Consider the following 25337-nt stretch of genomic DNA (forward strand, 5'->3'; position numbering starts at 1 on the left):
GCCGTCTAGCGTTTGCTGGCCTGCCGCAGCGACCGCTCGCGCTCCATCGCCGCCACCTGCTTGGGCAGGTTGGCCTGCGCGCAGGCCTCCGCCAGCCGCCGGCGCTCCTGCCAGGGCTCCACCACATTCATCCAGAGCTCGCGTGCGCCCATGATGGAGATGGCAAGACCGAACGGGATCACGAAATAGAGGATGCGGAAGACGAGGAGCGTCGCCAGAAGCTGCTCGCGGCCGAATTCGGGCAGCGCCACCAGCATGGCGGCGTCGAACACGCCGAGCGAGCCGGGGGCGTGGCTGGCGAAGCCGAGCAATGTCGCCAAAATGAACACCACGGAGAGCGACAGGAAGTCGATCTGCGGAGTGGCCGGCACCAGAAGGTACATCGCCAGCGCGCAGAAACCGAGATCGACGACGCCGATCAGGATCTGCACCAGCGTCAGCGGCGCTGACGGCAGTACCACCTTCCAGCCCTTCTGGCCGAGCTCGCGGCGCTTCTCGCCCATGCATAGCCAGACCAGATAGGCGCCGATGGAGGCGAGGCCGCCGAGCGCGATCAGCCGGTTGATCGACGACGGCAGCTGATCCATGTAGGAGGCGGCATCCGGATGGATGGCCATGCCGATCGAGAGCACGAAGATGTTACCGAGCCAGAAGGTCAGGCCCGACAGGAAGCAGATTTTTGCGACGTCGATCGCATTCAGCCCGTAATCCGAATAGATCCGGAAGCGGATCGCGCCGCCGGTGAAGACGGTGGCGCCGATATTGTGGCCGATCGAATAGGACGTGAAGCTGGAGAGCGCTGCGATGCGATAGGGCACGTGCTTCTTGCCGATCGTTCGCAGTGCAAAAAAATCGTAGAAGGTCAGCGTACAGAACGCGAAGCATACGCAGATCGCCGCCAGCCCGATATTGCCGCGGGGGATCTCGGTCAACGCGGTCAGGATGACCCCGGTATCGATGCCCTTGAGGGTCCGCACCAGCGTGGTGATGGCGAAGGCGATGATGAAGACGCTCGCCGCGACGCCAAGTCGCCGCCAGCCAATCCATCTCTTGAAGCCGCGCTTCACCGCGGTCAGCAGTCCGTGCATTCATCCTCCCGGCGGGGGGCAAAACCGACCAGGCCAGACATTGGCCGGTCGGATGCGATCAGTGCCCGATGTGGGCTTCGATCGCTAGGCATGATGTAGCTCATTTAAGGCAAAAACAGTGACTTGTGCAGCCCTTGACAACGATAGGTTCTGCCTTGGACCAGCCAGTTTGTCATACGCGGTTCACATCGGACGCGCGTTAAGCATATGAGTCGTGGGACCGGTCGCGTCCGTCTGTGACATCGTTTCAGATCCTGCACGGTCGGCATTGTTCCAGCGCAAGCGATGCGGACTTTTTTGGAACGACGATGCTGTGCGCTGGTTAGCGCCTCATCAGCAATCGAACATGGCGGAATATGCGGCTTCTCCTGCAAGCCGGCGCCCCCGTGTTCCCAAAACCCGAGAGGATCAGACCGATGGGACTGTTCACAAAAGACATCAAAACCATGAACGACCTGTTCGTGCATCAGCTCCAGGACATCTATTACGCCGAGCAGCAGCTTACCAAGGCACTGCCGAAAATGGCGGATAAGGCGACCGATCCGCAGCTGAAGCAGGGCTTTTTGACGCACCTCGAAGAAACCAAGCAACACGTCAAGCGCCTCGAGGAAGTGTTCAAGATGCACGGTACGCAAGTGAAGGCGGTCGATTGCCCCGCCATCGACGGCATCATCGAGGAAGCCGAGGAGACCGCCGGCGAAGTCGCCGACAAGGCGGTGCTCGACGCCGCGCTGATCAACGCGGCACAGGCCGCGGAGCATTACGAGATCGTCCGCTACGGCAGCCTGATCGCCTGGGCCAAGCAGCTCGGCCGCACGGACTGCGCCAGTGTGCTCGCCAAGACGCTGGAAGAAGAGAAGGCGACCGACAGGAAGTTGACCGCGCTCGCCGAAAGCAAGGTGAACCTGCGCGCGGCCAGCTAGGGCCAAGCGTAGCCAGGATAGAGCGTCGCGCGGTCATCCGCGCGGCGCTGGCGTATTGCGCATCCATCATTCGGTCATTGTCGAAACATGGTGACGAGCTGGAAGCGCCGGCGCGCGGATGAACAATCCGAGTGAATGAACTCAGCTTCCGTTCACCATCCCCGAAACAGGCGCGTAGCCGGTTACCGACTGTCCATATCTGTCTGTTCAAGTGCGGGTCGATAGGGGCCCGTAATGTATCAAGTTCTCTACTGTCTTACCGAGGAGCACGACTGGCGGCTCGTGGCGCTTGGCGGCGCGGTGTGCCTGCTCGCAAGCGCGGCGGCGATCAGCCTGTTTCACCGGGCGCGCGCGACACACGGCCCCGGGCGCCTGGCCTGGATTTCCCTGGATGCCGCCGTCAGCGGATGCGGCATCTGGGCGACGCATTTCATCGCGATGCTCGCCTACGGGCCGGGCGGCGCTGGCGTCTACAACATCCCTGTGACGATCCTTTCGCTGATCTTCGCGATCTCCGTAACCTTCGTGGGGCTGAGTCTCGCGGTATCCTCCACGCGCGCGCTGTGGATCGTGCTCGGCGGTGCCATCGTCGGTACCGGGGTCGCGACGATGCATTACACCGGCATGGCGGCGCTGGAGATGCCGGCACGCGTCGATTGGATCGGAAGCACGGTTGCCGCCTCGGTGCTGTTCGGAATTGTCTTTGCAGCGCTCGCGCTGGTCGTCGCTGCGCGGCGCGACGATCTCTTCCACGCGCTGACCGCGAGCACCCTGCTGACGGTCGCCATCGTCGCACATCATTTCACCGCAATGGGCGCGGTCGTGCTGACGCCGGATCCGACGCTCGCGATCAGCGGGTTATCGATCCCGCCGGCCTCGTTGTCCTTCCTCACCGCGGGTGCCGCGATCGCGATCATCGCGATTGCGCTCGTGGCCGCGCTGCTCGACCGCCGCGCCAAGGGCGAATTGGGCCGCCAGCAGATCGTCCTGGACTCGGCACTCGAGAACATGTCGCAGGGACTGTGCATGTTCGACGCGGACGGCAAGATCATCCTGTTCAACGAGCGCTATGCCGCGATGCTCGGCCGCACCGACACCCTGCTCACGGGCCGCCTGCTGGTCGACGTGCTGCGGGAGGAGCAGGCCAAGGGCCAGTGGCAGGGCGATGCGGGCGAATTCTTCGCCCGCCTCGTCGCCGACGCGCGCGAGAGCCGCACCACGACCGACGTCGTGAGCAGGTTCGGTCGCTCCATCCGGGTCGTCAACCAACCGATGCAGGGCGGCGGCTGGGTCGCGACCTTCGAGGACATCACCGAATGGCTGGAGGCCCAGGCCAAGATCTCGCACATGGCCCGCCATGACGCGCTGACCAGTCTGCCGAACCGCGTGCTGTTCCACGAGCAGCTCGTGCAGGGACTGCGCCGGACCAGTTCGGGCGACCAGCTCGCTGTGCTTTGTCTCGACCTCGATCACTTCAAGGACATCAACGACTCGCTCGGCCATCCTATCGGCGATGCGCTGCTCAAGGAGGTCGGCCGCAGGCTGAAGGCCACCGTCAGCGAGAGCGACACCGTGGCGCGGCTCGGTGGCGACGAGTTCGCCGTGGTCCAGATCGGACGGTCGGAGGAAGCCGCGGCAAGATCCCTTGCCGGCCGACTCGTCGAGGTGATCTCGGCGCCTTACGAGATCGACGACCATCAGATCATCATCGGCGTCTCGATCGGCATCTCGCTGTCGCCGCAGGACGGCAGCAATCCCGACGAGCTGTTGAAGAACGCCGATCTCGCGCTGTATCGCGCCAAGGCGGACGGCCGCGGCACCTATCGGTTCTTCGAGACCGGCATGGATGCGCGCGCGCAGGCGCGGCGCCTGCTGGAGATGGACCTGCGCGCGGCCGTGCAACGCGACGAGTTCGAGGCGTACTATCAGCCGATCCGCGACGTCGCCAGCGGTCGCGTCGTCGCGTTCGAGGCGCTGCTGCGCTGGAACCATCCGCAGCGCGGCCTGATCGCGCCCATGAACTTCATTCCGCTGGCCGAGGAGACCGGACTGATCATCCAGCTCGGCGAGTTCGTGCTGCGTTCCGCCTGCACCGACGCGGTCACCTGGCCCGACGATGTCGACGTCGCCGTCAACCTGTCGCCGGTGCAGTTCAAGAATCCGAACCTGATCGCATCCGTGACCGAGGCGCTGGCCGCTTCCGGACTCGACGCGCGCCGCCTGGAGCTCGAGATCACCGAATCCGTGCTGCTCCAGAACAGCGAGGCGACGCTGACCACGCTGCATGACCTCCGCGCCATGGGCGTACGCATCTCGCTCGACGATTTCGGCACCGGCTATTCATCGCTGAGTTATCTGCGCAGCTTCCCCTTCGACAAAATCAAGATCGACCGCTCCTTCGTGTCGGAACTCGCGACGCGCGAGGATTCCATGGCGATCATCCGCGCCGTGACCGGGCTGGGCCGGAGCCTCGGCATCGTCACCACGGCAGAGGGGGTCGAGAACGACGCGCAGCTCGAGCTGCTCCGACGCGAAGGCTGCACCCAGGCGCAGGGCTATCTGTTCAGCAAGCCGCGGCCCGCTTCCGATGTCACGATCATGCTGGACCGACCGCGGCTGCGCGCGACCGCCTGAGGTTAGCTGCGGCGCAGTGCGAAATGCGCGCCGCAGAACGCCATCACGGCACCCAGGCCCAGCGCGGCAATCCCGGCCAGCACGCCCGAGACCGTCGGGACCGGGCTCGGCGCCGAGGCCACCTGGCCCGCACCCGCAAGCAGCAGCACGCCGACCGCGATGAGGAATTGCCGCATCCGTTGCGGGATCTGGCCGTCGGCGGCGCTCTGCATCAAGGTCGCCGTGAAATAGCCGCCGGAGAAGCCGACGGAGGCGATCAGCCACCAGGCGATCGCCGCGCCCGCCGGTATGAACTCGTGCGTATCCGAGTGCCAGAGGCCGCCGAGGTCAAGCCCGTAGCGCGCGCCCAGCATGTGCACGGCGAGCGCGAGCAGCACGCCGGAGATCACGGCGGCGCCGAGAATCAGGCGGCGCGGAAAAAAAATCGTCTCAGCCATGTCTCGCTTGTAGGATGGGGCAGGGCGATGACGCAAGCGGATCGCGGACTGGATCGCCCGGATTGGATTGATTGTGAAGGTGCAGGATTCGGGAGTTGAGGCCGCTGCGGGTGCGAGCTACGCCTACAGGGCGTCGCTGGTCGGCTCGGCGCATCGCTTCGAGCTGACGGAGGAGGGCCTCTCGTGGCACGTCGCCGGCCGTTCGGGCCTGTGGTGCTATGACGAGATCAGCGCGATCCGGCTGTCGTTCCGCCCTGTGTCGATGCAACAGCACCGCTTTCGCGCCGATGTCAGCCACACCAAGGGCGGCCGCATCGCGATCCTGTCGACGAGCTGGCAGACCGCGGCCCTGATGGCGCCACAGGACAACGGCTTTCGCAATTTCATTGTCGAGTTGCACGCGCGGATGGCGCAGGCCGGCAGCCGCGCCGAATTGACCGCGGGCCTTGGCCGCAGGACCTACGTGACCGTGCTGGTTTTTCTGGCGGTGCTTGCAGTGGCGATGACGGGGCTCCTGATCCGCGCGCTGCTGATCGGCGAGTTCGCCGGCGTGCTGTTCATCGTCGGCTTTGCCGCGCTGTTCGCCTGGCAGGTCGGCGGCTTCGTCCGGCGTAACCAGCCGCGGAGCTACAGCTTCGATCACCTGCCCAGAGCTTTGCTGCCCTGAATGGCCTTGCTGCCTTGGGTGCAATGGGCGGCAACCAAACGTGACTTCGCGCCCCTGCGCCGGTGTCGCATCGTGCTGCCATGTCAACCATGGATCGCAGCACGCGTCTGCCGACGACGGATGAGATCGCCAGGATCAACCGCGCGCACCTGATCGATACGCCACTCCGGCCGGCCGACCTGTTGTTCATGTTCGGCACCCGCGAGGACGTTGGCTTGCGCGCCGACACCGCCGCGAGGCTGTGGCGCGAGGGTTTGTTCCGCTGGTCGATTGTCAGCGGCGGTGTGACGCCCGGCTCGGAGCAATCCGAGTGCACCATCATCAAGGCGGCGATGGTCAAGGCGGGCATTCCGGCGGACAGAATCCTCGGGGAGGATCGCGCGATGAACACCGGCGAGAACGTGATCTTCTCGCTGCCGGTCATCGATGCGGCGCTCGGGCTGCACAATATCCGCAGCGTGATCTGCCTCGGCAACACCTGGACCGCGCGGCGTTATCCGATGACGCTGCACCGGCACTGGCCGGAGGTCGAGAAAATGCTGCTCACGGTCGACAGCTTTGCCACCCCGCGCGCGCTCTGGCACACCGATCCCGAATTTCGCCGCCGCATGCTGCACGAATGGGACAAGATCGAGCCTTACAAGGCGAAGGGCTTCATCGCGGAATGGCCGGAGGTCTGAGCGGGGCAAAAGCGCGCGCTACTCCGTCGAGTCAAAATCCTCTTCCTTGGTGCCGAGCAGCGACACGATCGTGCGCAGGCCGGAATCGAGCTGCTCGAACGAGGGCGGGGCGAGCGCGAGCCGCACCGCGTTCGGTGCATGGCCATGGGCGATCGCGAAGGTCGAGGACGGTGTCAGCGCGATGCCGCGCCGGGCTGCCGCGGCGACGAAGGTCTGCGAGCGCCAGTGTGCCGGCAGCGTGAGCCAGAGGTGATAGGAGCGGGGATCGGCCGAGAGCTGGTAGCCGGCGAGCAGCCTTGCCGCGGTCTGCTGGCGGCGCGCAGCGTCGATGCGTTTCAGCCGCGTCAGCTCGGCGACGGTGCCGTCTGCCATCAGCCGCTGTCCGGATGCGAGCGCGTGGCCGGAAGCGATCCAGCCGCCGGTGCGGACCGCGCTCATCACGCTCTCGCGCAATTGCGGCGGCGCGACGAGGATGCCGAGCGCGAGGCCCGGCGCGACCTTCTTGGACAGGCTGTCGATCACGATGCAGCGGTCGGGCCCGAGCGCGGCCAGCGGCGTGTCGTCGGCCAGGAAGCCGTAGACGGCGTCCTCGATGATGGTGAGATCGAGCTTCTCGGCGACGCGCATGATGTCGGCGCGCCGCGTCGCGTTCATGGTGACGCCGAGCGGGTTCTGGATGATGGGCTGGAGATACAGCGCCGACAGATGTGCCTCACGATGCGCCTTCTGGATGGCGTCGGGGCGCGCGCCAAATTCGTCTATCGGAATCGGGACCAGCGTCACGCCGAGCCGTGCGGCGATGCTCTTGACGTAAGGATAGGTCAGCGCCTCGACGCCGCAGCGGCCGCCGGTGGGAACGAGGGCTGCGAGGGCGGCCGCGAGCGACTGCTTGCCGTTGGCGGTGAAGACGATCTGCTCGGCCTGCGGCGCAAAATCCTTGCGCGCGAGATAGGCGGCGGCTGCGTTGCGCGCGCTCTTGGTGCCGGTGCTGGTGGAGACGCGCAGCGCGGATTCGAGCGCGTCGACACGCTCGAGGCCCGCAAGGCTCTTGGCGATCATCGCCCATTGCTGCGGCAGCAGCGGGTAATTGACCTCGAAATCGATCCGCGCGTCGCGCGGTTCGCTCAGCGCCTCGACCTCGCGCCTGATGTCGCCGGAGATGAAGGTGCCGCGGCCGACCTCACCGACGACGAGGCCACGGCGGAGCAACTCCGTATAAACCCGGCTCGCGGTCGAGACTGCAATGCCACGGTCATAGGCAAAATTGCGCTGCGGCGGCAGCCGGTCGCCGGGCCTTAACGTGCCGTTAGAGATATCCGAGGCAATGGCATCGGCAAGCTTCACGTACTCGAACTTGGACATTATTGCACCGAGAGCAATGTTTCACTTGCTCCGAGTAGTGTACTGGAGCATTTAAGTTCCATCAAGGTCCACGATTGAGCCGAGGAGAGCGAGAGCAATCCGACGGCAAATGAGGTGCAGGCGCTCGGGCGCTTGCGCCAACGGCATCCGCTTCGCCGCGTGGACCATAGGCCGGAGAAGGACAATGAACACGATCTCGCAAGCTGCCGGGCGGAGTTTACGCTCATCCTCGTCGGGCGGATTCCTCCGCAGCCTCGCCAACGGCGCCTATGCGCTGTTCGAGCGCCTGGAGCACCGTTCCGCCGTCAAGACACTGAACGAGCTCGATGACCGCGCCTTGCGCGACATCGGGATCACCCGCAGCCAGATCGAGGACGCGGTCTACGGCCAGGTCAAAGCCGAACTGACGCGGTATCTGTAAGCGACTGTCACGACGCCCGGCAGGTCCGGGCGTGGTGACGTAAAATGTCTCCGCATCGTCATTGCGAGCGGAGCGAAGCAATCCAGCGTCTTTCCGCAATGGCGGTGTCCATCCCGTCATCCTGAGGTGCGAGATTTGCGATGCGCACGCATCGCAAGTCGAGCCTCGAAGGATGAGCGGCCGAGATGCAGCCGGGCCGTCGCCCTTCGAGGGCCGCTGAAGAAGCGGCCACCTCAGGGTGACGGTGATGGATAAGCGCTCGCGGCAACATTCGACGCCTGAAACGTCAGACACACCTTCGCCCTCTCGCGGCTTGTTTTGCCCGAGCTTTGCTTCGTCGCGTCACCCTCGAATGAAAGAGGGCGCAGGGAAGGCCGGGTGCCGGCTGGCACCCGTGGTCCACTGTGCGAAAGCGTGTGCTAAAAAAGCTGCACAGCGGCATACAGGTGAAGCCAAGACGTCCGGCCTTCCCTGCGCAGCGGTTTTACGGCTTATGCCGAGCTTTCCCCGGGGAGCGATGCACTATTGCCCCCGTCGCCTTGCGGATGGCTGATGCGCGGGCCCGGTCGGGCCGCCACATCACCACAAGACTTGACGCACAGACCCCGGGCGTCAGGACGACACGGTTTTGCCGTACGCTGTCAGCACCGGTCGTGTGCGCGACGCCTTCGCTCACGGTTGCCCGCCCTGCGAAACCTGTCGCGCCGATGCTGCCTGCGTCCGCCGCCGCCCGGCCCGCGTTCGTGACGATCGCGATACGCCCCTCTTCCTTTGGCCGGGTTGCGGCGACACATACGCCGTTTCCGAATTTCGGTAAAGTGGAATATTTTTGACGGCGCCGGTTGACCGGCAGCTTGGGTGTTTTGCCCGACGGGCAACGCAAGGGCTTGTAGCGCTGATTGCGCTTCTGCTCCATCCCGGCACCGAGGTCCGCGTGTCCCGGACGCGCTGCAACGCCCTTCGCGTTGCTGCGCAGAGCCGGGACCCAGCAGGCCGCGGCATTCGCTGATGCATGGGCCCCGGCTCTGCAGCGCATCACTTCGCGCTGCGCTGCGTCCGGGGCACGAGAGTGTTGTTCGTTGCGCTTCGCTCCATCCGGGCCACGAACTGCGTGCAACGCTCAGTGCCTCACCACCAGCACCGAGCACTTCGCGTAGCGCACGACATGTCCAGCATTGGAGCCGAGGAAATAGGTCCGCATCGCCGGCCGGTGCGAGGTCATTACGATCAGCTCGGCCTTCATGTGCACGGCTTCCTCCAGGATCTCGTGGTAGATGCCGCCCTGGCGCACCACGCTCGAGATGCGAGAAGCCTCGATGCCGGATTCGCGCGCGACGATGGCGAGGGCTTCTTCCGAGGTCTGGCGCTGCTGTTCGTCGAAATCGGCCGGCACGTATTCGGCCAGCATCACCGGCGTCATCGGCAGCACGTTGAGCAGGCGCACCACACCGCTCCAGGTCTGCGACAGCGTTGCCGCGGTCGCGATCGCCGGCTTGGCCAGATCGGTGTCGGCGAGGTCGATGGGCACGAGGATGGACTTGAACATCTGCGCCTCCAATCTTCGGGTCAGGAAGTCTTGCGGTCAGGAAGTCTTGCGGTCAGGAAGTCTTGTGACCAGGCTGGATCAACCGGTCGAGACGGCGCCGTGCGCGTCTCATTCCGATCGAAGCAGCCTGGGACTGACGAACAGCACCAGCTTGCCGCGGCGGTAGGCCACGTCGCCCCAATCCTTGACGTCAAAATCGAAGATCGCAAGCCCTGCGGTGGGCAGATTGTCGGCGAGCGCCTTGGCGCCGGCCGGATCGCCGCCACCCATCAGCATCAAGGCGACCTCATGCATGCCCGGATTGTGGCCGATCAGCAGTAACTGCTTCGGGTCGGCCGGGACGGTTGCAGTGCGAATGGTCTCCAGGATCTGCGCAGGATCGGCGCCGTAGAGTTCCGGCAGGATCTCGACCTGCGGCGCCGCGACGCGGTCCTTCATCGTTTCCCAGGCGAAGTCCCAGGTCTGCCGGGCCCGGACGGCATGCGACACCAGCACGATCTCGGGAAAGGGCGGATGGGCAGCGATCCAGTCGCCGAGCTGCGCGGCATCCCGGCGGCCGCGATCGTCGAGACGGCGATCCTGGTCACGGCCGCTCGGCGCGTCGGTCTCGGTCTTGGCGTGACGCAGCAGTAGCAAACGGCGCATGGCATTCTCGAATCGTTACGCGTCCAAGGATAATCCAGAAGGATAATCCAAAAGGATAATCTACAGGCGCCGGTTGAGGACAAGGTGGCAAGCGCCCGCTCAGTCCTTTAAAGCGCGATGAGATCAGGGGCAAATCGTCATCGCGCTTTAAATTATTGTCTAGAGCATGATCTTTTCGGAAAACCGCTGCACACTTTTCCGGATCATGCTCTAAGAAAACGACATGAGCGAGACTTTCACAAGCGTGTCCCAGGATGAAGCCGGCTTTCGCGACCGGGCGCGGCTGTCGTTCGACCTCGATGCCGACATCTGCGTCATCGGGGCCGGGCTTGCCGGACTCTCGATCGCGCTGGAGGCGGCCCGGCTCGGGGCCAGCGTCGCGGTGCTCGAGGGCCGCCATATCGGCTGGAATGCCTCGGGTAACCAGCTCGGCACCGTGATGCCGGGCTTCGCGCTGCCGCTCACCGAGCTGATCGAGCGCGTCGGCTTCGAGGACGCGCGGGAATTGTGGGCGCTGTCGAAGGAGGGCGCCGAGTTCGTCCGGGCCAATGCCACGGAAGAGAACATGCCGGGGATCGGCCGGAGCGACGGCGTGCTGGAGGTCTCCAACGTCGACGCCGGTGACCGGCTGATCAGCCGGCTGCAGATGCTCACCGAGGATTTCGACACCGAGGTCGAGGGCTGGCAGGCCGATCGCGTCCGCGAGGTGCTCAAGACCGATCACTACTTCCACGGCGTGTATTATCCCAGGGCGTTCCAGGTCGACGGCCGCAAATATGTGCACGGCCTCGCGGCGCTGGCGCGGCGGGCGGGGGCGCGCATCTTCGAGGATACGCCGGTCGTCAGCATCGATCATTCCGGCATCCGCAAGCGCATCGTCACGCCTTCGGCGCGGCTGCGCGCCACCCACATCGTGCTCGCCGGCAACATCCATCTCGGTGCGCCCCTGCGGCGCCTGTCGGAAACGCTGCTGCCGGTCTGGCGCTATGCCGGCATCACCGCGCCGCTCGGCGAGCGCGTCCACGAGATCATCGCCTTCAAGGGATCGGTGATGGATTCCGACGGCGTCGATCATTTCCGTATCGTCGACGGCGACCGCCTGATGTGGGAGAGCCCGGAGACCACCTGGGCGGCGCGACCGCAACGCTTTGCGGGCAGCGTCAGGCGGCGGGTCCGGTCGATCTTCCCCCAACTCGGCAATGTCGAGGTCACCGAGATGTTCGGCGGCGCCATCGGCCAGACCGTGCACGGCATGCCGCAGATCGGCCAGTTGCGCAAAGGCCTGTGGGTGGCAAGCGGGTTCGGCCGCCAGGGCATGAACACCTCGGCCATGGCCGGGCAGATGATCGCGCGCAGCATCCTGTGGGGCGACGAGCGCTGGCGGCTGTTCTCGCCGTTCGAGCTGGTCTGGGCGGGCGGCGCGACCGGACGCGTCGCGGGCCAATTGGTCGGGCTCTGGGGCAGGGCGAGTTCCGCCGCCGCAGGCTCGCTCGCCCGCTATCGTGAACGTGCCAGGGTCAAGGACCGGGAACGCGAGACGCGCCTCGCCGAAGCCAACCGGGCCGCCGGCACGGGTCCGCGCCGTCCGCCGTCAGGCGTCAGGCCGCGGCTTGCCCAGCCGCCCAAACCTGCGGCGGAGGGCGTGGAACCGGCCTCGCACGACGACAGCGTCTCGCAACAGACCCGAGAAAAATCCCGCCCGGAAGTGTAACGTCGGCCGTTAGAGCCCGTATCTCAGGGCGTGGACGCTCCCGCACGGAGAATGAGATGTTTGATCGCCGCATCCTGTTGACGACTGTTGCCGGCCTGTTCGGCCTTTCGGCCTTCCGCTGGCTGAGAGGGACGCCTGCCGAGGCCGGCGAGAAGGCCGGGCAAAAATTCGAGATCGAGAAGACGGACGCCGAATGGCGTGCCCAGCTCACGCCGCAGCAATATGAGATCCTGCGCAAGGAGGGCACCGAGCGGCCGGGCTCCAGCCCGCTGCTCAAGGAACACCGCAAGGGCGTCTTCGCCTGCGCCGGCTGCGACCTGCCGCTGTTCGCCTCCGACACCAAATTCGAGAGCGGCACGGGCTGGCCGAGCTTCTACCAGCCGATCGAGGGCAATGTCGGCAAGACCGAGGACCGGACCTACGGCATGCTCCGCACCGAGGTGCATTGCCGGCGCTGCGGCGGCCATCTCGGCCACGTCTTCGACGACGGTCCGAAGCCGACCGGATTGCGCTACTGCATCGACGGTTTCGGGCTGGTCTTCCATCCGGCGGCGGCGTCGGCGACGTGAGGCTCTAACCGGTCGCCCGTTCGCTCGAAAACGCCATGAGATCCCGGCAATTGTTGCCGGCCCGGCAATTGTGCCCCGGTCATTCGACCGGGGCATTCCTGTTTAAGTCATTGATTTCCTGAGAAAACCCGCATTGGCATAGCCCTTGCGACAGTCTCCTCCGACTGCGGCCTTGGTCGACCGGCCGCCGAGATCGGATCTGGAGACAAAGTTATGGGTATCTTCGATGCAATGAACACCTCGGTGGGTGGCCTGCAGGCGCAGTCCTACGCGCTGCAGAACATTTCCGGCAACATCGCGAACTCATCCACCACCGGCTACAAGGGCATCGGGACCAGCTTCGTCGATCTCATTCCGGACTCCTCGGTGCCGAGCAAGCAGGTCGCCGGCGGCGTGACGGCCAACGCCAAGGCCACCATCACCACGCAGGGCACGATCTCGGGCTCCACCGTCGCCACCAACATGGCGATCACCGGCGACGGCTTCTTCTCGATCCAGAAGGCGACCGGCATCGTCGACAACTCGCCGGTGTTCAGCGGCGTCACCTACTACACCAGGCGCGGCGACTTCCAGCTCAATGCCAACGGCAACCTGGTCAATGGCGCCGGCTACTACCTGATGGGTGTCACGGTCGACCCGAAGACCGGCAACCCGCAAGGCAACGTGGCGACGGTCCTGAAATTCCAGAACAACTTCATCCCGGCGCAGGCGACCACCTCGATCCAGTACGCGGCGAACCTGCCGACCCAGCCGAACACGGTGGCGAGCACGACGGCGTCGTCCGGCTCGCTGCTGGCCGCCGGCGGACTCAATCCGTCGGACTTCTCGGCCAACCCGCTGCCCGTGGGCACACCGCCCGCGCCCTACACCAATGCGACGGTTTCCGGTGCAGCCGCCACGGGCAACATCCGTTCGGCCTACTCGTCGACGACGGGGACGGGCACGGTCCCGCTCCAGAACAACTCATCCGCGGTGGCGTCGGGCACCACCTCGCTCGACAACACCGTGGGCACCCATCTCGCCTCCAGCATCCTCACCGCGCTCAGCGGCCAGACGCTGACCGTCAACGGCAATACGATCACCTTCAACGGCGGCACCACCGTCGCGACGGTCGGCAGCAACACCACGATCGGTCTCGGCGCGGGCACGACGGCCACGGTGGCCAGCATCCTGAACGCGATCCAGACCGCCGGCGGCGCCGGCGTTACGGCCTCGCTCTCCGCCAGCGGCAATATCCAGATCTCGAGCGGTACCGGCACCGATGTGGCGGTCAACAGCGGTACGGCAGCCACCGCGCTCGGCATCAGCAGCGTGACGCGCGGCGGCAACGTGCTGTCCTCGCCCGCGATCTCGGGCGCCACGGTGTTGAGCGGCGCGGCGTCGGCCGGCGGCGCAGAGGTGATCTCGTCGGGCTTTGCGGCCGGCGATACCATCACGGTCGACGGTCAGACGCTGACCTTCATGGCGTCGGGCGCAACAGGCGCGAACCAGATCAACATCACCGACAACATCACGACCTTGCTCGGCAAGATCGACGCCCTCTCCGGTGCGTCGGGGTCTGCGGTCAGCACCGGCGGCGTGATCACGCTGAACACCGGCACCGTCTCCAACCTGTCGGTCGCCAGCTCCAACAGTGCGGCCTTCGCCGCGCTCGGCTTCACCTCGACCATCACCAAGAATCGTGACGGTGGCGGCACCGCCGGCACCGGCGGCGTGGTCGGCAACGATGTCGCCACCTTCACCAAGGAATCGATCAGCGGCGGCGCGGTGACCGCCTACAACGCCGCCGGCACGCCGGTGAACCTGCAGCTGCGCTGGGCCAAGACCGACAGTGCCTCGCTGGGCGCGGGCCATGCCGATACCTGGAACATGTTCTACCAGACCGACCCGAATGCGACCGGCACGACGGTCGGCTGGGTCAATACCGGCCAGGCCTTCACCTTTGCCGCCGACGGCTCGCTGACCTCGCCGAGCGGCTCGGGCATCACCATCAACAACGTCAGCGTCAGCGGGCAGTCGCTCGGCTCGGTCTCCTTCAACATCTCCTCGGGCGGGCTGACGCAATACGCCAGCACCAGCGGCGCGGTGACCATCAACACCATCACGCAGAACGGCTACGCCGCGGGTCAGCTTCGCTCGGTCGCCGTCAACAACAACGGCCTCGTGGTCGGCACCTTCTCCAACGGCCAGAACCTCGACCTCGCGCAGGTATCGTTGTCGCACTTCAACGGCACCAACTACCTCAAGGCCCTCGACGGCGGCGCCTACGCTTCGACCGAACAGTCGGGGCCCGCGATCGACGGCGCGTCGGGCACCATCAGCGGCTCGTCGCTGGAAGGCTCGAACACCGACATCGCCGACGAATTCACCAAGCTGATCGTGACCCAGCAGGCCTATTCGGCCAACACCAAGGTGATCACGACGGCGAATTCGATGGTGCAGGACCTCTTGAACGTATTGCGCTGATCGGCGCGTGACGTAACCAAAGGCGGCAAGTCAACATGGGTTTGAGTTCAGCCCTCGCCAGTGCGATGAGCGGTCTGCGTGCCAACCAGGCTGCGCTGTCGATCGTTTCCTCGAACGTCGCCAACTCGCAGACGCCGGGTTACGTCGTCCAGACGCCGAACCAGATCGAGGTCACCACCGGCGACTTCGGCTCGACGGCGATGACGACCGGCGTCAGCCGCGAGCTCGACGCCTTTGTGCAGAACCAGCTGCGCACCGAGACCGGCGGCAGCGGCTACGCCGACCAGATGGCCAACATCCTGAAGCAGCTTCAGAATGTCTACGGCACGCCCGGCAACAGCGGCACGCTCGAATCCGCGCTGAACAATTTCACCACGGCGTTGCAGGCGCTGTCGACCAGCGCGGGCTCGTCGTCGGCGCAAACGGTCGCTCTCGGCGCGGCGCAGACGCTGGCGCAGCAGCTCAACCTCACCACCAAGGGCATCCAGTCGCTGCGCTCCAACGTCGAGCAGGATCTCGGCACCTCGGCGCAGCAGGCCAATTTGGCGATGCAGCAGGTCGCCGACATCAACACCAGGCTCCAGGGGCTGTCGGCAAATGACCCCTCGGCCGCGACGCTGATGGACCAGCGCGACCAGGCCATCAACACGCTGTCGAAATATGTCGACGTCCGCGTCACCACCGACGGATCGAACCAGGCCAACATCTACACCACCACCGGCATCCAGCTGGTCGGCGCCGGGCTCGCCTCGCAATTCACCTTTGCGTCTGCCGGCGCGCTGTCGGCGACCTCGCTCTACAACATCGATCCGGCCAAGTCCGGCGTGGGCGCGTTGAACATCAAGCTGCCGAACGGCTCGCAGCTCGACGTCGTCGCCAACAACGTGGTTTCATCGGGCCAGATCGCGGCCGATCTCAAGCTGCGCGACCAGACGCTGGTGCAGGCGCAGAACCAGATCGACCAGCTTGCCGCGACGATGTCGAGCGCGCTGTCCGACAAGACCACGGCCGGCAGCACGGTCTCCGGTCCGCCGGCCGGGTTCGATCTCGACCTCGCCGGGGCAGCGCCGGGCAACAGCATCAACTTCACCTACACGGACACGACCACCAACACGAAGCGCCAGGTCACGTTGGTCAACGTGACCGATCCGGCGGCGCTGCCGCTCCAGAACGCCACCAACGCCAATCCGATGCAGATCGGGGTGAACTTCTCCGGCGGCATGGGTGCGATCGCCTCGGCGCTCAACACCGCGCTCAACGGCTCGCACCTGTCGTTCTCCGCCGCCCCGTCGCCGGCGACGGCCACCACGCTGCGGGTGACCGACGACAACAGCGGCCTCGCCAAGGTCAATTCGTCCTCGATCACCAAGACGATCTCGTCGCTGACCTCGGGCAATCCACAACTGCCGCTGTTCACCGACGGCGGGCAGGCGCTCTACACCGGCGCGATCACGGCATCCGGTTCGCAGATGACCGGCCTTGCCGGGCGCATCGCCGTCAACACGCAGCTGGCCGCCGACCCGACCAGGCTGTCGGTCTACAACACCTCGCCGGTGACGCCCGCCGGCGACACCACGCGCTCGGACTACCTCTATTCGCAGCTCACCTCGGCGGTGTTCTCCTATTCGCCGCAGAGCGGGCTCGGCTCGGCGAGCCAGCCCTTCACCGGCAGCGTTTCGAACTATCTGCAGCAGTTCCTGAGCGTTCAGGGCAATGCCGCGACCCAGGCGACCCAGCTCCAGCAGGGCCAGAGCGTCGTGGTCTCGACGCTGCAGGCCAAGTTCAACTCGACCTCCAGCGTCAATCTGGACTCGGAGATGTCGAACCTGATCCAGCTCCAGAATGCCTATGCCGCCAACGCCCATGTCATGTCGGTGGTGCAGAGCATGATGAACACGTTGCTCCAGGCTCAAGTGTAACAAGTAACAGGGCTCTGAAACATGTCGATCAGCAGCATCAACTACTCCTCGTCGGTTCTCGGTTCGCAGATCCGCAACATCAACACGCAGCTTACCGACCTGTCGACGCAGCTCTCGACCGGCAAGCTGTCGCAGAACTATTCCGGGATGGGGACCAACGAGGGCTTCGCGATCGCCGGGCGCGAGCAGCTGTCCAACATCGCCGCCTATACCGACACGATCACCAACGTGAACGTGAACATCAACCTTGCAAATACCGCGCTGCAGGCGCTGACCACGATCCGCAACACGGTGCAGACGGGCTCGGCCAACACCGCGCAGGATCTCAACGTCAACGGCCAGACGGTCGCGCAGAACACCGCCGCTGCCCAGTTCGGCTCGATGGTCGGCGTGCTCAACACGCAGTCGGGCAACCGCTATCTATTCTCCGGAACCGCCGTCAACACGCAGTCGGTCGCGGATGCCGGCGACATCATCAACGGCACCACGACCCAGGCGGGCTTCAAGACCGTTCTGGCGGAGCGCCAGGCCGCCGATCTCGGCGCCAACGGCAAGGGCCGTCTGGTGCAGACGCAACCGACGCCGAGCTCGGTGCAGGTGTCGGAGGACACGGCCGGATCGCCGTTCGGGCTGAAGATCAGCGCGGTGTCCTCGACCTTGACGGGGGCGACCGTCACCGGCCCGAGCGGCTCGCCGGTGTCGTTCTCGGTCGATCTCAACGGCGTCAATCCGAACAACGGTGACAAGCTGAGCGTCAAGTTCACCCTGCCGGACGGCACGACCGAGCAGATCGACCTGACCGCATCGAGCGCGACGCCGACACCGCTCGGCAGCTTTGCGATCGATGCCAGCGTCCCGGTCAACCCGACCAACACCGCGACGAATCTCAACACCGCGCTGGACACCGCGATCAAGAAGCTCGCCAACACCTCGCTCGTGGCGGCGTCCGCGATCGTCGCCGGTGACAATTTCTTCAACACCGCAAGTTCTGCGATCGGCACGCCCGTCAACAACCAGGCGGCGACACCGGCGCCCGTGACCGGCGCGACGGCGTTGTCCGGCGCGAGCCCCTCGGACTCGATTTCGCCGGGCTTCGTCGCCGGCGACACCATCACCGTCAACGGCACCACGCTTTCCTTCGTCAGCTCGGGCGCGACCGGCAACCAGCTCAATGTCGGCGACAGCATCCAGACCCTGCTGAGCAAGATCGACCAGATCACGGGGACGTCGAAGCCCTCGACGGTCCATGGCGGCTCGATCACGATCAACACCGACGATGCGGCGAGCCTCGACATCACGACCTCGAATACGGGAGCGCTGGGTTCGCTTGGTTTCGGTTCGACGCCCGTGACCGCCACGCAACCGCCGCTGCGCGTCGGCTCGTCGCCCGCAAGCTCGGCGACGACGCTGGTCAACGGCTCGGCCACCACCGTGAAATGGTACCTGGGCAATGATGGGCCCGGCTCGCCGCGCTCCACCGCGATGGCGCGAGTCGACGACTCCGTCACGGTGCAGTATGGCGCGCAGGCCAACGAGGACGCGATCCGCAAGGAATTGCAGGCGGTCGCCGTGTTCGGGACGTTCTCGACCTCGCCGACCGGACAGTATTCGGGCGGGCAGGTCGCCGCGCTCAGCCTGCGGGTGACCCAGTCGCTGACCAAGCAGCCGGGCCAGCAGCGCATCGAGGACATCCAGACCGACCTTGCGATGGCCCAGAACACGATGAAGGACGCAAGCTCGCGCCAGACCCAGGCCAAGGCGCAGGTCCAGACCATCATCGACCAGGCGGAATCGGCCTCGCCGGACCAGGTCGCGAGCGAGATACTGTCGCTCCAGAACGCGCTCCAGGCGTCCTACCAGGTGACCTCGAACCTGTCGCAGCTCTCGCTCGTCAAGTTCCTGTAAGCGAGCGTTAAGGCGCCGTTAACCATGCCTCTTTACCTCTTGGTGAGGATTGGAGCGGGGCGGAGCTGCCGATGTCGGACAAGATGAAGCTGGTGGTGGCCACGCCATGTTTTGGCGGGCAGGTGACGAGCATCTATGCGAGCTCGATCTTCGCGCTCCAGCGCGCCGTACACGGCATGGCCAATCTCGAGCTCAAGGTGCTGCTGCGCGACGGCGATGCGCTGATCACGCGCGCGCGGGCCAATCTGGCCGCGCTGTTCCTGGACGATCCCCAGGCGACGCATTTCCTGTTCATCGATGCCGACATCGGCTTCAAGCCGGAGCAGGTGTTCCGGCTGATCGAGTGCGGCGCGGATGTCGTCGCCGGCTGCTATCCGATCAAGCGGGTCAACTGGGACAAGGCGAAGCGCGCGATCGAAGCCGGCCGCACCGACGTGCCGGCCGCATCGCTCGACTACGTGCTCGAGATCGAGGACCCCGACCGCATCGTGGTGGTGAACGGCTTCACCCGCGTGCGCTACGCCGGCACCGGCTTCCTGATGATCCGGCGCCCCGTGCTGGAGGCGATGTGCCGCCATCCGGACTACGCCAGCCTGCAATTCTTCCGCGAGCATTCGCACGATACGCTGGCGGCGAGCCAGAACCGGTTTGCCTTGTTCGAATGCATGATCGATCCGGCGACCGGAACCTACCTGTCCGAAGACTTCGCCTTCTGCAAGCGCTGGACCGACATCGGCGGCGAGATCTGGGCCGACATCGAGAGCTCGCTCGATCACGTTGGCCCGTCGGTGTTCCACGGCGATATCACCTCGCAATTCGCACCGGCGCCCGCGGCGGCGGCCGATGCGGCGTGAGCCTTTCGGGATGAGCGCCGGCGCATCCCGTCTGTCAGCCACCGAGCGCGCGCCCGACGGCGGCTCGCGCTACCGCCTGCGCGATCTCTTCACACCGCTGGATACGCTGCTCGCCTCCGGCGGCGATCCGCGGCTGGCGCTCGATCCGAACGACCGCGTCAACGCCTATGGCTGCGCGGCCTCGCCGGAGCCGGAACTGTGGAATTTCGCCTCCTCGACCGCGTCGACGATCTCGCGGGCGGGCTACGACCGCGCCGCGCTGGCGCGCGAAGAGCTGATGCACAAATGCCTGTTCGACGAGGTCGAAATCGCCTTCGATGCCCGCTGCGAGGACATGCGCGAGGAGCTGCGCGGCCACCTTGCGCTCTCGTCGCGCATCGACGTCGTGTTCTCGCCATCCGGCACGGACTCCCAGCTTCACGCCCTGTTCGTGGCGCGCGCGGTGCTCGGTGCGGCGCCGGTGACGATCGTGGTCGGCGCCGACCAGACCGGAAGCGGGACGCCGCATACCGCACGCGGCCACCATTTCAGCACGATGACGGCAGGCGGCATTGCCGTGCGCAAGGACGGCGCGGTGACGGGGCTTGCCGGCGATAGCATTGCGGTGCCGCTGATCGACATGGCGGCTGGCTTGGCGGCCGGCATTGCGATGCGCCCGGATGCCGATGCCGCGGTGCTGCGCGCGGTCGAGACCAGCCTCGCGCAAGGCCGGCGCGTTTTGTTGCAGATCATGGATTCGTCAAAACTCGGTTGGCGTGCCCCGAGCGAGGCCTGTCTCGATGAGATCGCGCGGCGCTGGCCGCGCAAGGTTCAGGTCGTCGTCGATGCCTGTCAGGCGCGGCTCGGCCGCCGGCGGCTGCGCCGCTATCTCGACCGCGGTTACATGGTGCTGATCACCGGCTCGAAATTCTTCGGCGGACCCGCTTTCAGCGGTGCGCTGCTGCTGCCGAAAGGCCTGTCGCGGTCGATCGACCGGATTGGCGGGATCGCGCCTGGTATCTTCGACTATGCCGGCCGCTGCGACTGGCCGGTGGCGTGGACGGCGCTGCGCTCGCGTTTCGAGCGCCGGCCGAATTTCGGCCAATGGCTGCGCTGGGAGGCGGCGCTGGCCGAGATCGGCGGCTACTACGCCGTGCCCGGGGCTTTCCGCGCCAAGATGCTGGCCGAGCTTGCAGCCGGCATCGACAGCATGATCGCGTTGTCGCCGTCGCTTCGCCCGGTTCCAACCGCGAACGAGAAGACCGGTACGGACGACGAGGAATTTGCGCAAGCCACGATCTTTCCGTTCACGCTGCTGCGCGGCGGCAAGCCGATCTCGATCGCCGAGACCGGCGCCGTGCATCGGGCGCTGGCGCGCGACATGGCCGAGGAGATCAGCGGCAGCGCGGCGGACCGGCAAGTGGCTGCCCAGCGCTGTCTCGTCGGCCAGCCGGTCCGACTGGAGCGGCAGGACGATGCGCCGCAGACCGTGTTGCGCCTCTGCGTCGGCGCGCGATTGGTGACCGAGGCCTGGTCGCCGGATACAGTGCAGGCGCAGCGCAATGTGCAGCACGTTCTCGATCGCATCGCCCATGTTCTGGTGAAGATCGAGCTGCTGCTTGATCGTGGCACAGTCGCGGCCGTGCCGGTAAAGTCCGCGTTCGAGGTGTGAGATGCAACATCCAGTTTCCGCGCCGAGCGGCGTGACCGCGCCGAACCATGCCGACCGCATCGGCTTTGCGCAGTTGACGCGCTGCGCCTTCGAGGGCGGCGACCTGCATCCGTTGCGCGAGCGGCTCCTGGCGCGGATCGAGGAGGGGACGGCGGAGGCGGGCGAAGGCCTCGATCTCTCGCTAATTGCCCAGCTTCTCGGCGAGAAGGAGGCCGGGCTGGTGATCCAGACCGAGGTGCTCTCCTTCCACCAATTGTTTCGTACGCCTTGCGCGGCTGCAAAACCCCGCCTGCGGGTGCTCGCGCTCGCCGCCGATATCGACATGGGCGGCAACACGCCGATCGACTTCCTGCTGGAAGACTCCGACATCGAGCTCTTGACGCTTTACGTCGTCAAGGGCATCGGCCTGCCGGAGAAATTGCCCGAGCACGACGTCGCCATCGTGATTGCATCCGATTCCGAGGAATGCCGGGAGACGCTCGCGCTGATCGAGAAGGCCGCGCCGCGCTGGCCGCGGCCGCTGCTCAATCGCCCCGATCTCATCGGCAATCTCGATCGCGACAAGCTGTATCGGCTGCTGGCGGGCGTGCCCGGTCTCGACATTCCCGTGACAGCCCACACGACCCGCGCGCAATTGTCGGAACTTTCGCAAGGCACGATCGCCTGCGAGGAGATCACTGGCGAACTGCGCTTTCCGATGATCGTGCGGCCGCGCGGCACGCATGCCGGCGTCGGGCTCGCCAAGCTTGACGATGCGGCGGCGCTCGCGGCCTATCTTGCCGAGCGGCAAGAGCACGACTTCTTCGTCGCGCGCTTCGTCGACTATGCCAGTCCCGACGGGCTCTACCGCAAATATCGTCTCGCCATGGTCGACGGCAAACCCTATGCCTGCCACATGGCGATCGCCGATCGCTGGGACATCTGGTATCTCAACGCCTTCATGGCGTTCAGCGAGGAGAAGCGGGCCGAGGAAGCCGCCTTCATGCTCGACTTCGACCATGCCTTCGCCGCGCGCCACAAAATCGCGCTCGACGAGATGAGCAGGCGCGTCGGCCTCGATTACTTCATTGTCGATTGCGCCGAGAACCAGAACGGCGAGCTGCTGGTCTTCGAAGCGGACAACACCGCCGTCGTGCACAACATGGATCCGCCGGCCGTGTTTCCCTACAAGCCGCCGCAGATGCGCAAGATCTTCGCGGCATTCACGGCGATGTTGTCGCGGCATGCGAGAGCGGGCGAGGAGAGCGCAGCATGAACGAGATCATCCGCAACACGCAAAGCTCCGTCGCGCAGACTTCGCTCGATCCGCAGGACTGGAGCGAGTTTCGTGCGCTCGCCCATCGCATGCTGGACGAGACGATCGACGGCATCGCCAACGTTCGCACGCGTCCGGTGTGGCAGCCGATTCCCGACGCCGTCCGCGCGGCATTCAAGGCCGACGTGCCGCGCGAGGCGAGCGATCTCGCTGACGTCTATCGCGACTTCTCCGAACATATCGCGCCCTATGCGACCGGCAACGTCCATCCCGGTTTCATGGGCTGGGTGCATGGCGGCGGCACCGCGGTCGGCATGGTCGCGGAAATGCTCGCGGCAGGCCTCAACGCCAATCTCGGCGGCCGCGACCACATGCCGATCGAGGTCGAGCGCCAGATCGTCGACTGGATGCGTCGCCTGTTCGCCTTCCCGGAAAGCGCGAGCGGCATCTTCGTCACGGGCACGTCGATGGCCAATCTGATGGCGGTGCTGGTGGCGCGTACGAACGCGCTCGGCACGCTGGCGCGGCGGTACGGCATCGGAAATGACGGTGCACTTCTCACCGCCTATACGTCGCAGGCCGCGCATGGTTGCGTCTCGAGGGCGATGGACATCGCCGGGCTCGGCTCCGATGCGCTGCGCAAGATCGGCGTCGATGCCGATCATCGCATCGACGTTGCCGCGCTGCGTGCGCAGATTGCGATCGATCGCGAGGTCGGCTTCAAGCCGTTCCTGGTCGTCGCATCCGCCGGTACGGTCGATATCGGTGCGATCGACAATCTCAAGGCGATCGCGGAGCTGTGCCGCGAGGAGGGAATCTGGTTTCACGTCGACGGCGCCTTCGGTGCGCTGGCGATCCTGTCGCCCGAGCTCGCGCCGCTGCTCGGCGGCATCGAGCTTGCGGATTCCATTGCGCTCGACTTCCACAAATGGGGACAGGTGCCTTATGACGCCGGCTTCCTGCTGGTGCGCGACGGCGAGCAGCATCGGCAGGCCTTTGCGCAGCCCGCGGCGTATCTGCGCCGCGAGGCGAGGGGGCTTGCGGCGGGCGCGGTCTGGCCCTGCGATCTCGGTCCAGACCTGTCGCGCGGCTTCCGTGCGCTGAAGACGTGGTTCACGCTGAAGACGTTCGGCACTGATCGGCTCGGTGCGGTGATCGCGCGAAGCTGTGCGCTGGCAAAATATCTGGAGACGCGCGTTCTTGCCGAGCCGCGGCTGGAATTGCTGGCACCGGTCAATCTCAATATCGTCTGCTTCCGTTACCGCGCCGCCGATGAGGTCAATCGCGAGATCGTCGCAGACATCCAGGAGTCCGGCGTCGCGGCGCCGTCGAGCACGACGCTGGACGGCAAGTTTGCGATCCGCGCCGCGATCGTCAATCACCGCACCGACGAGACTGACGTCGATGCGCTGATCGCGGCCGTGCTGGAATTCGGCGGACGACGGAGCGGGGGAGTGATCGAGGTTGAGGCGCCGCCGCTCGCGGCGCAGTAGTATTGACGCAGGCCCGAAACGACAACGGCCCCGGAGGCGATCCGGGGCCGTTGTCGTTCGCGCGGCCTCATCGTTCGCGCGGCGTCATATCGTTCGCGCGGCGTGGCCCCGCGAACGCGTGGGATCAGGCGGCGGTGCTGACGTCGTCCTTGTCCGCTTCGGCCTTGGGATGCGTGGCCTCGAACTGGCCGCGCAGCTTCTCTTCATAGGCGATCAGCTTGCGGGCGTCCTTGAGCGCCCGGTAGAGGTCGCCGTTGAGGATGTTGTTGTTGATGCCTTCGATGATCGGCCAGGAGCTCGGCACGGCGGTGACGATGTCACGCACCAGGTTGAAGTAGGTGCCGTGCTGGGTCTGCGGATCCGGCGAGATGTACATGAGCTGGACCGCCAGATAGACGAGCTTGGCGGGCGTATCGGCGGTTTCCGGCGTGAGGATGTCACGCTCGCGCAGGATCGGCACGTTGTCGCCGTCGATCAGAAGGCGGGCGCGCTGGTCGGTGTTGGTTATCACGCAGTTGCCGACGATGATGCGTTCGTGCGGTCTGAGCTCGACCTTGAGGGCCATGCCTGTTCTCCATCAACGCTTTCGTAACCGAGCGTGTGTTGCGGCGGATCAGGTCGCAATACTCCATCAAGATTAGTTAACGAGTTGTGAATCCCGGCCATTGCCGCGGAAAAGATCAATCATATCAACGGTGACATCACCTGGCGCCGCAGCGTAGGGGGGCTGCAGATCGGGCGAATCGCGCGCCGACTCAGCAAAAGCGCCGATTTCATTTCATGTTTCGTTAGAGGACTCCGTCCCACGGTCCGCCGGTCGCTGGGTCAATCTTCGATCCAAGCAGACGCATAACAGTAAGCGTCGTTTACCAGAAAGGTAACACCCAATGTCCGGCATCGTTCTCTCCTCCTCGGTTCGTCAGAACCTGCTCTCCCTCCAGTCCACCGCTGACCTCCTCGCCACCACGCAGAACCGTCTGTCGACCGGCAAGAGCGTCAACTCGGCTCTGGACAGCCCCACCAACTTCTTCACCGCACAGTCGCTCGACAACCGCGCCAGCGACATCAACAATCTGCTCGACGGCATCGCCAACGGCGTGCAGGTGCTGCA

At 65.5% G+C, this 25337-nt stretch carries 21 protein-coding genes and 1 pseudogene; 15 read left to right on the forward strand and 7 right to left on the reverse strand.

Annotated elements, in window-relative coordinates; translation table 11 throughout:
* Positions 1 to 5: 5 nt before the first annotated feature.
* The gene (locus JQ591_RS34970) at positions 6 to 1088 is read right to left on the reverse strand and encodes a lysylphosphatidylglycerol synthase transmembrane domain-containing protein (protein WP_211400502.1); all 1083 of its coding nucleotides are present in this window, start codon (positions 1086 to 1088) and stop codon (positions 6 to 8) included.
* A gap of 416 nt (positions 1089 to 1504) precedes the next feature.
* On the opposite strand from JQ591_RS34970, the gene JQ591_RS34975 reads away from it, so the two are divergent.
* Together JQ591_RS34975 and JQ591_RS34980 are read left to right on the forward strand one after the other, a co-directional pair.
* The gene (locus JQ591_RS34975) at positions 1505 to 2011 is read left to right on the forward strand and encodes a ferritin-like domain-containing protein (protein ID WP_211400503.1); all 507 of its coding nucleotides are present in this window, start codon (positions 1505 to 1507) and stop codon (positions 2009 to 2011) included.
* 234 nt (positions 2012 to 2245) lie between these two features.
* The gene (locus JQ591_RS34980; protein WP_211400504.1) at positions 2246 to 4645 is read left to right on the forward strand and encodes a bifunctional diguanylate cyclase/phosphodiesterase; all 2400 of its coding nucleotides are present in this window, start codon (positions 2246 to 2248) and stop codon (positions 4643 to 4645) included.
* A 2-nt stretch (positions 4646 to 4647) separates the two neighbouring features.
* On the opposite strand, the gene JQ591_RS34985 is transcribed toward JQ591_RS34980, so the two are convergent.
* The gene (locus JQ591_RS34985; RefSeq protein ID WP_211400505.1) at positions 4648 to 5082 is read right to left on the reverse strand and encodes a hypothetical protein; all 435 of its coding nucleotides are present in this window, start codon (positions 5080 to 5082) and stop codon (positions 4648 to 4650) included.
* A gap of 79 nt (positions 5083 to 5161) precedes the next feature.
* Between JQ591_RS34985 and JQ591_RS34990 the strand changes: the two genes are divergently transcribed.
* Positions 5162 to 5749, forward strand: coding sequence for a hypothetical protein (locus JQ591_RS34990; protein WP_211400521.1), 588 nt, complete (start codon positions 5162 to 5164; stop codon positions 5747 to 5749).
* An 80-nt stretch (positions 5750 to 5829) separates the two neighbouring features.
* Positions 5830 to 6429: a YdcF family protein gene (locus JQ591_RS34995; protein WP_211400506.1), complete on the forward strand. Its 600-nt coding sequence runs from the start codon at positions 5830 to 5832 to the stop codon at positions 6427 to 6429.
* Positions 6430 to 6447: 18 nt separating this feature from the next.
* Here JQ591_RS34995 and JQ591_RS35000 read toward each other — a convergent pair whose 3' ends face one another.
* Complete coding sequence (locus tag JQ591_RS35000; RefSeq protein WP_211400507.1) at positions 6448 to 7791, reverse strand: PLP-dependent aminotransferase family protein; 1344 nt, start codon at positions 7789 to 7791, stop codon at positions 6448 to 6450.
* Positions 7792 to 7975: 184 nt separating this feature from the next.
* Between JQ591_RS35000 and JQ591_RS35005 the strand changes: the two genes are divergently transcribed.
* Positions 7976 to 8212, forward strand: a complete 237-nt coding sequence (locus JQ591_RS35005; RefSeq protein WP_211400508.1) for a DUF1127 domain-containing protein — start codon at positions 7976 to 7978, stop codon at positions 8210 to 8212.
* A 484-nt stretch (positions 8213 to 8696) separates the two neighbouring features.
* Here the strand turns inward: JQ591_RS35005 and JQ591_RS35555 are convergent, their stop codons facing one another.
* The 3 genes from JQ591_RS35555 to JQ591_RS35020 form a co-directional block, all read right to left on the reverse strand.
* The gene (locus JQ591_RS35555) at positions 8697 to 9128 is read right to left on the reverse strand and encodes a hypothetical protein (protein WP_249137999.1); all 432 of its coding nucleotides are present in this window, start codon (positions 9126 to 9128) and stop codon (positions 8697 to 8699) included.
* A 204-nt stretch (positions 9129 to 9332) separates the two neighbouring features.
* A complete protein-coding gene (locus JQ591_RS35015) occupies positions 9333 to 9758 on the reverse strand; it encodes a universal stress protein (protein ID WP_211400509.1) in 426 nt (141 codons plus the stop codon).
* 108 nt (positions 9759 to 9866) lie between these two features.
* Complete coding sequence (locus JQ591_RS35020; protein WP_211400510.1) at positions 9867 to 10403, reverse strand: SixA phosphatase family protein; 537 nt, start codon at positions 10401 to 10403, stop codon at positions 9867 to 9869.
* A 223-nt stretch (positions 10404 to 10626) separates the two neighbouring features.
* On the opposite strand from JQ591_RS35020, the gene JQ591_RS35025 reads away from it, so the two are divergent.
* From JQ591_RS35025 to JQ591_RS35065, 9 genes are all read left to right on the forward strand, one after another.
* Positions 10627 to 12114, forward strand: a complete 1488-nt coding sequence (locus JQ591_RS35025; RefSeq protein WP_211400511.1) for an NAD(P)/FAD-dependent oxidoreductase — start codon at positions 10627 to 10629, stop codon at positions 12112 to 12114.
* 56 nt (positions 12115 to 12170) lie between these two features.
* The gene (msrB, locus tag JQ591_RS35030) at positions 12171 to 12683 is read left to right on the forward strand and encodes a peptide-methionine (R)-S-oxide reductase MsrB (RefSeq protein ID WP_211400512.1); all 513 of its coding nucleotides are present in this window, start codon (positions 12171 to 12173) and stop codon (positions 12681 to 12683) included.
* A gap of 213 nt (positions 12684 to 12896) precedes the next feature.
* The gene (locus JQ591_RS35035; RefSeq protein WP_211400513.1) at positions 12897 to 15149 is read left to right on the forward strand and encodes a flagellar hook-basal body complex protein; all 2253 of its coding nucleotides are present in this window, start codon (positions 12897 to 12899) and stop codon (positions 15147 to 15149) included.
* Between the two features lie 35 nt (positions 15150 to 15184).
* Positions 15185 to 17068, forward strand: coding sequence for a flagellar hook-associated protein FlgK (gene flgK, locus JQ591_RS35040; RefSeq protein ID WP_211400514.1), 1884 nt, complete (start codon positions 15185 to 15187; stop codon positions 17066 to 17068).
* A gap of 21 nt (positions 17069 to 17089) precedes the next feature.
* Positions 17090 to 18973: a flagellar protein gene (locus tag JQ591_RS35045; protein WP_211400515.1), complete on the forward strand. Its 1884-nt coding sequence runs from the start codon at positions 17090 to 17092 to the stop codon at positions 18971 to 18973.
* 71 nt (positions 18974 to 19044) lie between these two features.
* Entirely contained in the window at positions 19045 to 19827 is a 783-nt protein-coding gene (locus JQ591_RS35050) for a hypothetical protein (protein ID WP_211400516.1), read from the forward strand.
* Positions 19817 to 21478 (forward strand): hypothetical protein, encoded by a 1662-nt coding sequence (locus JQ591_RS35055; protein WP_211400517.1) that lies wholly within the window; start codon positions 19817 to 19819, stop codon positions 21476 to 21478. The genes JQ591_RS35050 and JQ591_RS35055 overlap by 11 nt, the downstream gene beginning before the upstream one ends.
* 1 nt (position 21479) lies before the next feature.
* A complete protein-coding gene (locus tag JQ591_RS35060; RefSeq protein WP_211400518.1) occupies positions 21480 to 22733 on the forward strand; it encodes a hypothetical protein in 1254 nt (417 codons plus the stop codon).
* On the forward strand, positions 22730 to 24226 hold the full coding sequence (locus JQ591_RS35065) for a pyridoxal phosphate-dependent decarboxylase family protein (protein WP_211400519.1): 1497 nt from the start codon (positions 22730 to 22732) through the stop codon (positions 24224 to 24226). Before JQ591_RS35060 ends, JQ591_RS35065 begins: the two co-directional genes overlap by 4 nt.
* 124 nt (positions 24227 to 24350) lie before the next feature.
* Here the strand turns inward: JQ591_RS35065 and flbT are convergent, their stop codons facing one another.
* Positions 24351 to 24791, reverse strand: coding sequence for a flagellar biosynthesis repressor FlbT (flbT, locus tag JQ591_RS35070; RefSeq protein ID WP_211400520.1), 441 nt, complete (start codon positions 24789 to 24791; stop codon positions 24351 to 24353).
* A gap of 322 nt (positions 24792 to 25113) precedes the next feature.
* Here flbT and JQ591_RS35075 point away from each other — a divergent pair.
* Positions 25114 to 25337: pseudogene (locus JQ591_RS35075) on the forward strand (flagellin); the annotation flags it as partial.

Origin of the sequence: Bradyrhizobium canariense (genome assembly GCF_018130465.1) — a bacterium.
GTDB classification, from domain to species: domain Bacteria; phylum Pseudomonadota; class Alphaproteobacteria; order Rhizobiales; family Xanthobacteraceae; genus Bradyrhizobium; species Bradyrhizobium canariense_C.

What these genes read in the sequence shown, in the direction of transcription:
- JQ591_RS34970 (WP_211400502.1), bottom strand. Translation starts at nt 1,088, where the DNA reads ATGCACGGACTGCTGACCGCGGTGAAGCGCGGCTTCAAGAGATGGATT.
- JQ591_RS34975 (WP_211400503.1), top strand. Translation starts at nt 1,505, where the DNA reads ATGGGACTGTTCACAAAAGACATCAAAACCATGAACGACCTGTTCGTG.
- JQ591_RS34980 (WP_211400504.1), top strand. Translation starts at nt 2,246, where the DNA reads ATGTATCAAGTTCTCTACTGTCTTACCGAGGAGCACGACTGGCGGCTC.
- JQ591_RS34985 (WP_211400505.1), bottom strand. Translation starts at nt 5,082, where the DNA reads ATGGCTGAGACGATTTTTTTTCCGCGCCGCCTGATTCTCGGCGCCGCC.
- JQ591_RS34995 (WP_211400506.1), top strand. Translation starts at nt 5,830, where the DNA reads ATGTCAACCATGGATCGCAGCACGCGTCTGCCGACGACGGATGAGATC.
- JQ591_RS35000 (WP_211400507.1), bottom strand. Translation starts at nt 7,791, where the DNA reads ATGTCCAAGTTCGAGTACGTGAAGCTTGCCGATGCCATTGCCTCGGAT.
- JQ591_RS35005 (WP_211400508.1), top strand. Translation starts at nt 7,976, where the DNA reads ATGAACACGATCTCGCAAGCTGCCGGGCGGAGTTTACGCTCATCCTCG.
- JQ591_RS35555 (WP_249137999.1), bottom strand. Translation starts at nt 9,128, where the DNA reads ATGGAGCAGAAGCGCAATCAGCGCTACAAGCCCTTGCGTTGCCCGTCG.
- JQ591_RS35015 (WP_211400509.1), bottom strand. Translation starts at nt 9,758, where the DNA reads ATGTTCAAGTCCATCCTCGTGCCCATCGACCTCGCCGACACCGATCTG.
- JQ591_RS35020 (WP_211400510.1), bottom strand. Translation starts at nt 10,403, where the DNA reads ATGCGCCGTTTGCTACTGCTGCGTCACGCCAAGACCGAGACCGACGCG.
- JQ591_RS35025 (WP_211400511.1), top strand. Translation starts at nt 10,627, where the DNA reads ATGAGCGAGACTTTCACAAGCGTGTCCCAGGATGAAGCCGGCTTTCGC.
- msrB (WP_211400512.1), top strand. Translation starts at nt 12,171, where the DNA reads ATGTTTGATCGCCGCATCCTGTTGACGACTGTTGCCGGCCTGTTCGGC.
- JQ591_RS35035 (WP_211400513.1), top strand. Translation starts at nt 12,897, where the DNA reads ATGGGTATCTTCGATGCAATGAACACCTCGGTGGGTGGCCTGCAGGCG.
- flgK (WP_211400514.1), top strand. Translation starts at nt 15,185, where the DNA reads ATGGGTTTGAGTTCAGCCCTCGCCAGTGCGATGAGCGGTCTGCGTGCC.
- JQ591_RS35045 (WP_211400515.1), top strand. Translation starts at nt 17,090, where the DNA reads ATGTCGATCAGCAGCATCAACTACTCCTCGTCGGTTCTCGGTTCGCAG.
- JQ591_RS35050 (WP_211400516.1), top strand. Translation starts at nt 19,045, where the DNA reads ATGTCGGACAAGATGAAGCTGGTGGTGGCCACGCCATGTTTTGGCGGG.
- JQ591_RS35055 (WP_211400517.1), top strand. Translation starts at nt 19,817, where the DNA reads ATGCGGCGTGAGCCTTTCGGGATGAGCGCCGGCGCATCCCGTCTGTCA.
- JQ591_RS35060 (WP_211400518.1), top strand. Translation starts at nt 21,480, where the DNA reads ATGCAACATCCAGTTTCCGCGCCGAGCGGCGTGACCGCGCCGAACCAT.
- JQ591_RS35065 (WP_211400519.1), top strand. Translation starts at nt 22,730, where the DNA reads ATGAACGAGATCATCCGCAACACGCAAAGCTCCGTCGCGCAGACTTCG.
- flbT (WP_211400520.1), bottom strand. Translation starts at nt 24,791, where the DNA reads ATGGCCCTCAAGGTCGAGCTCAGACCGCACGAACGCATCATCGTCGGC.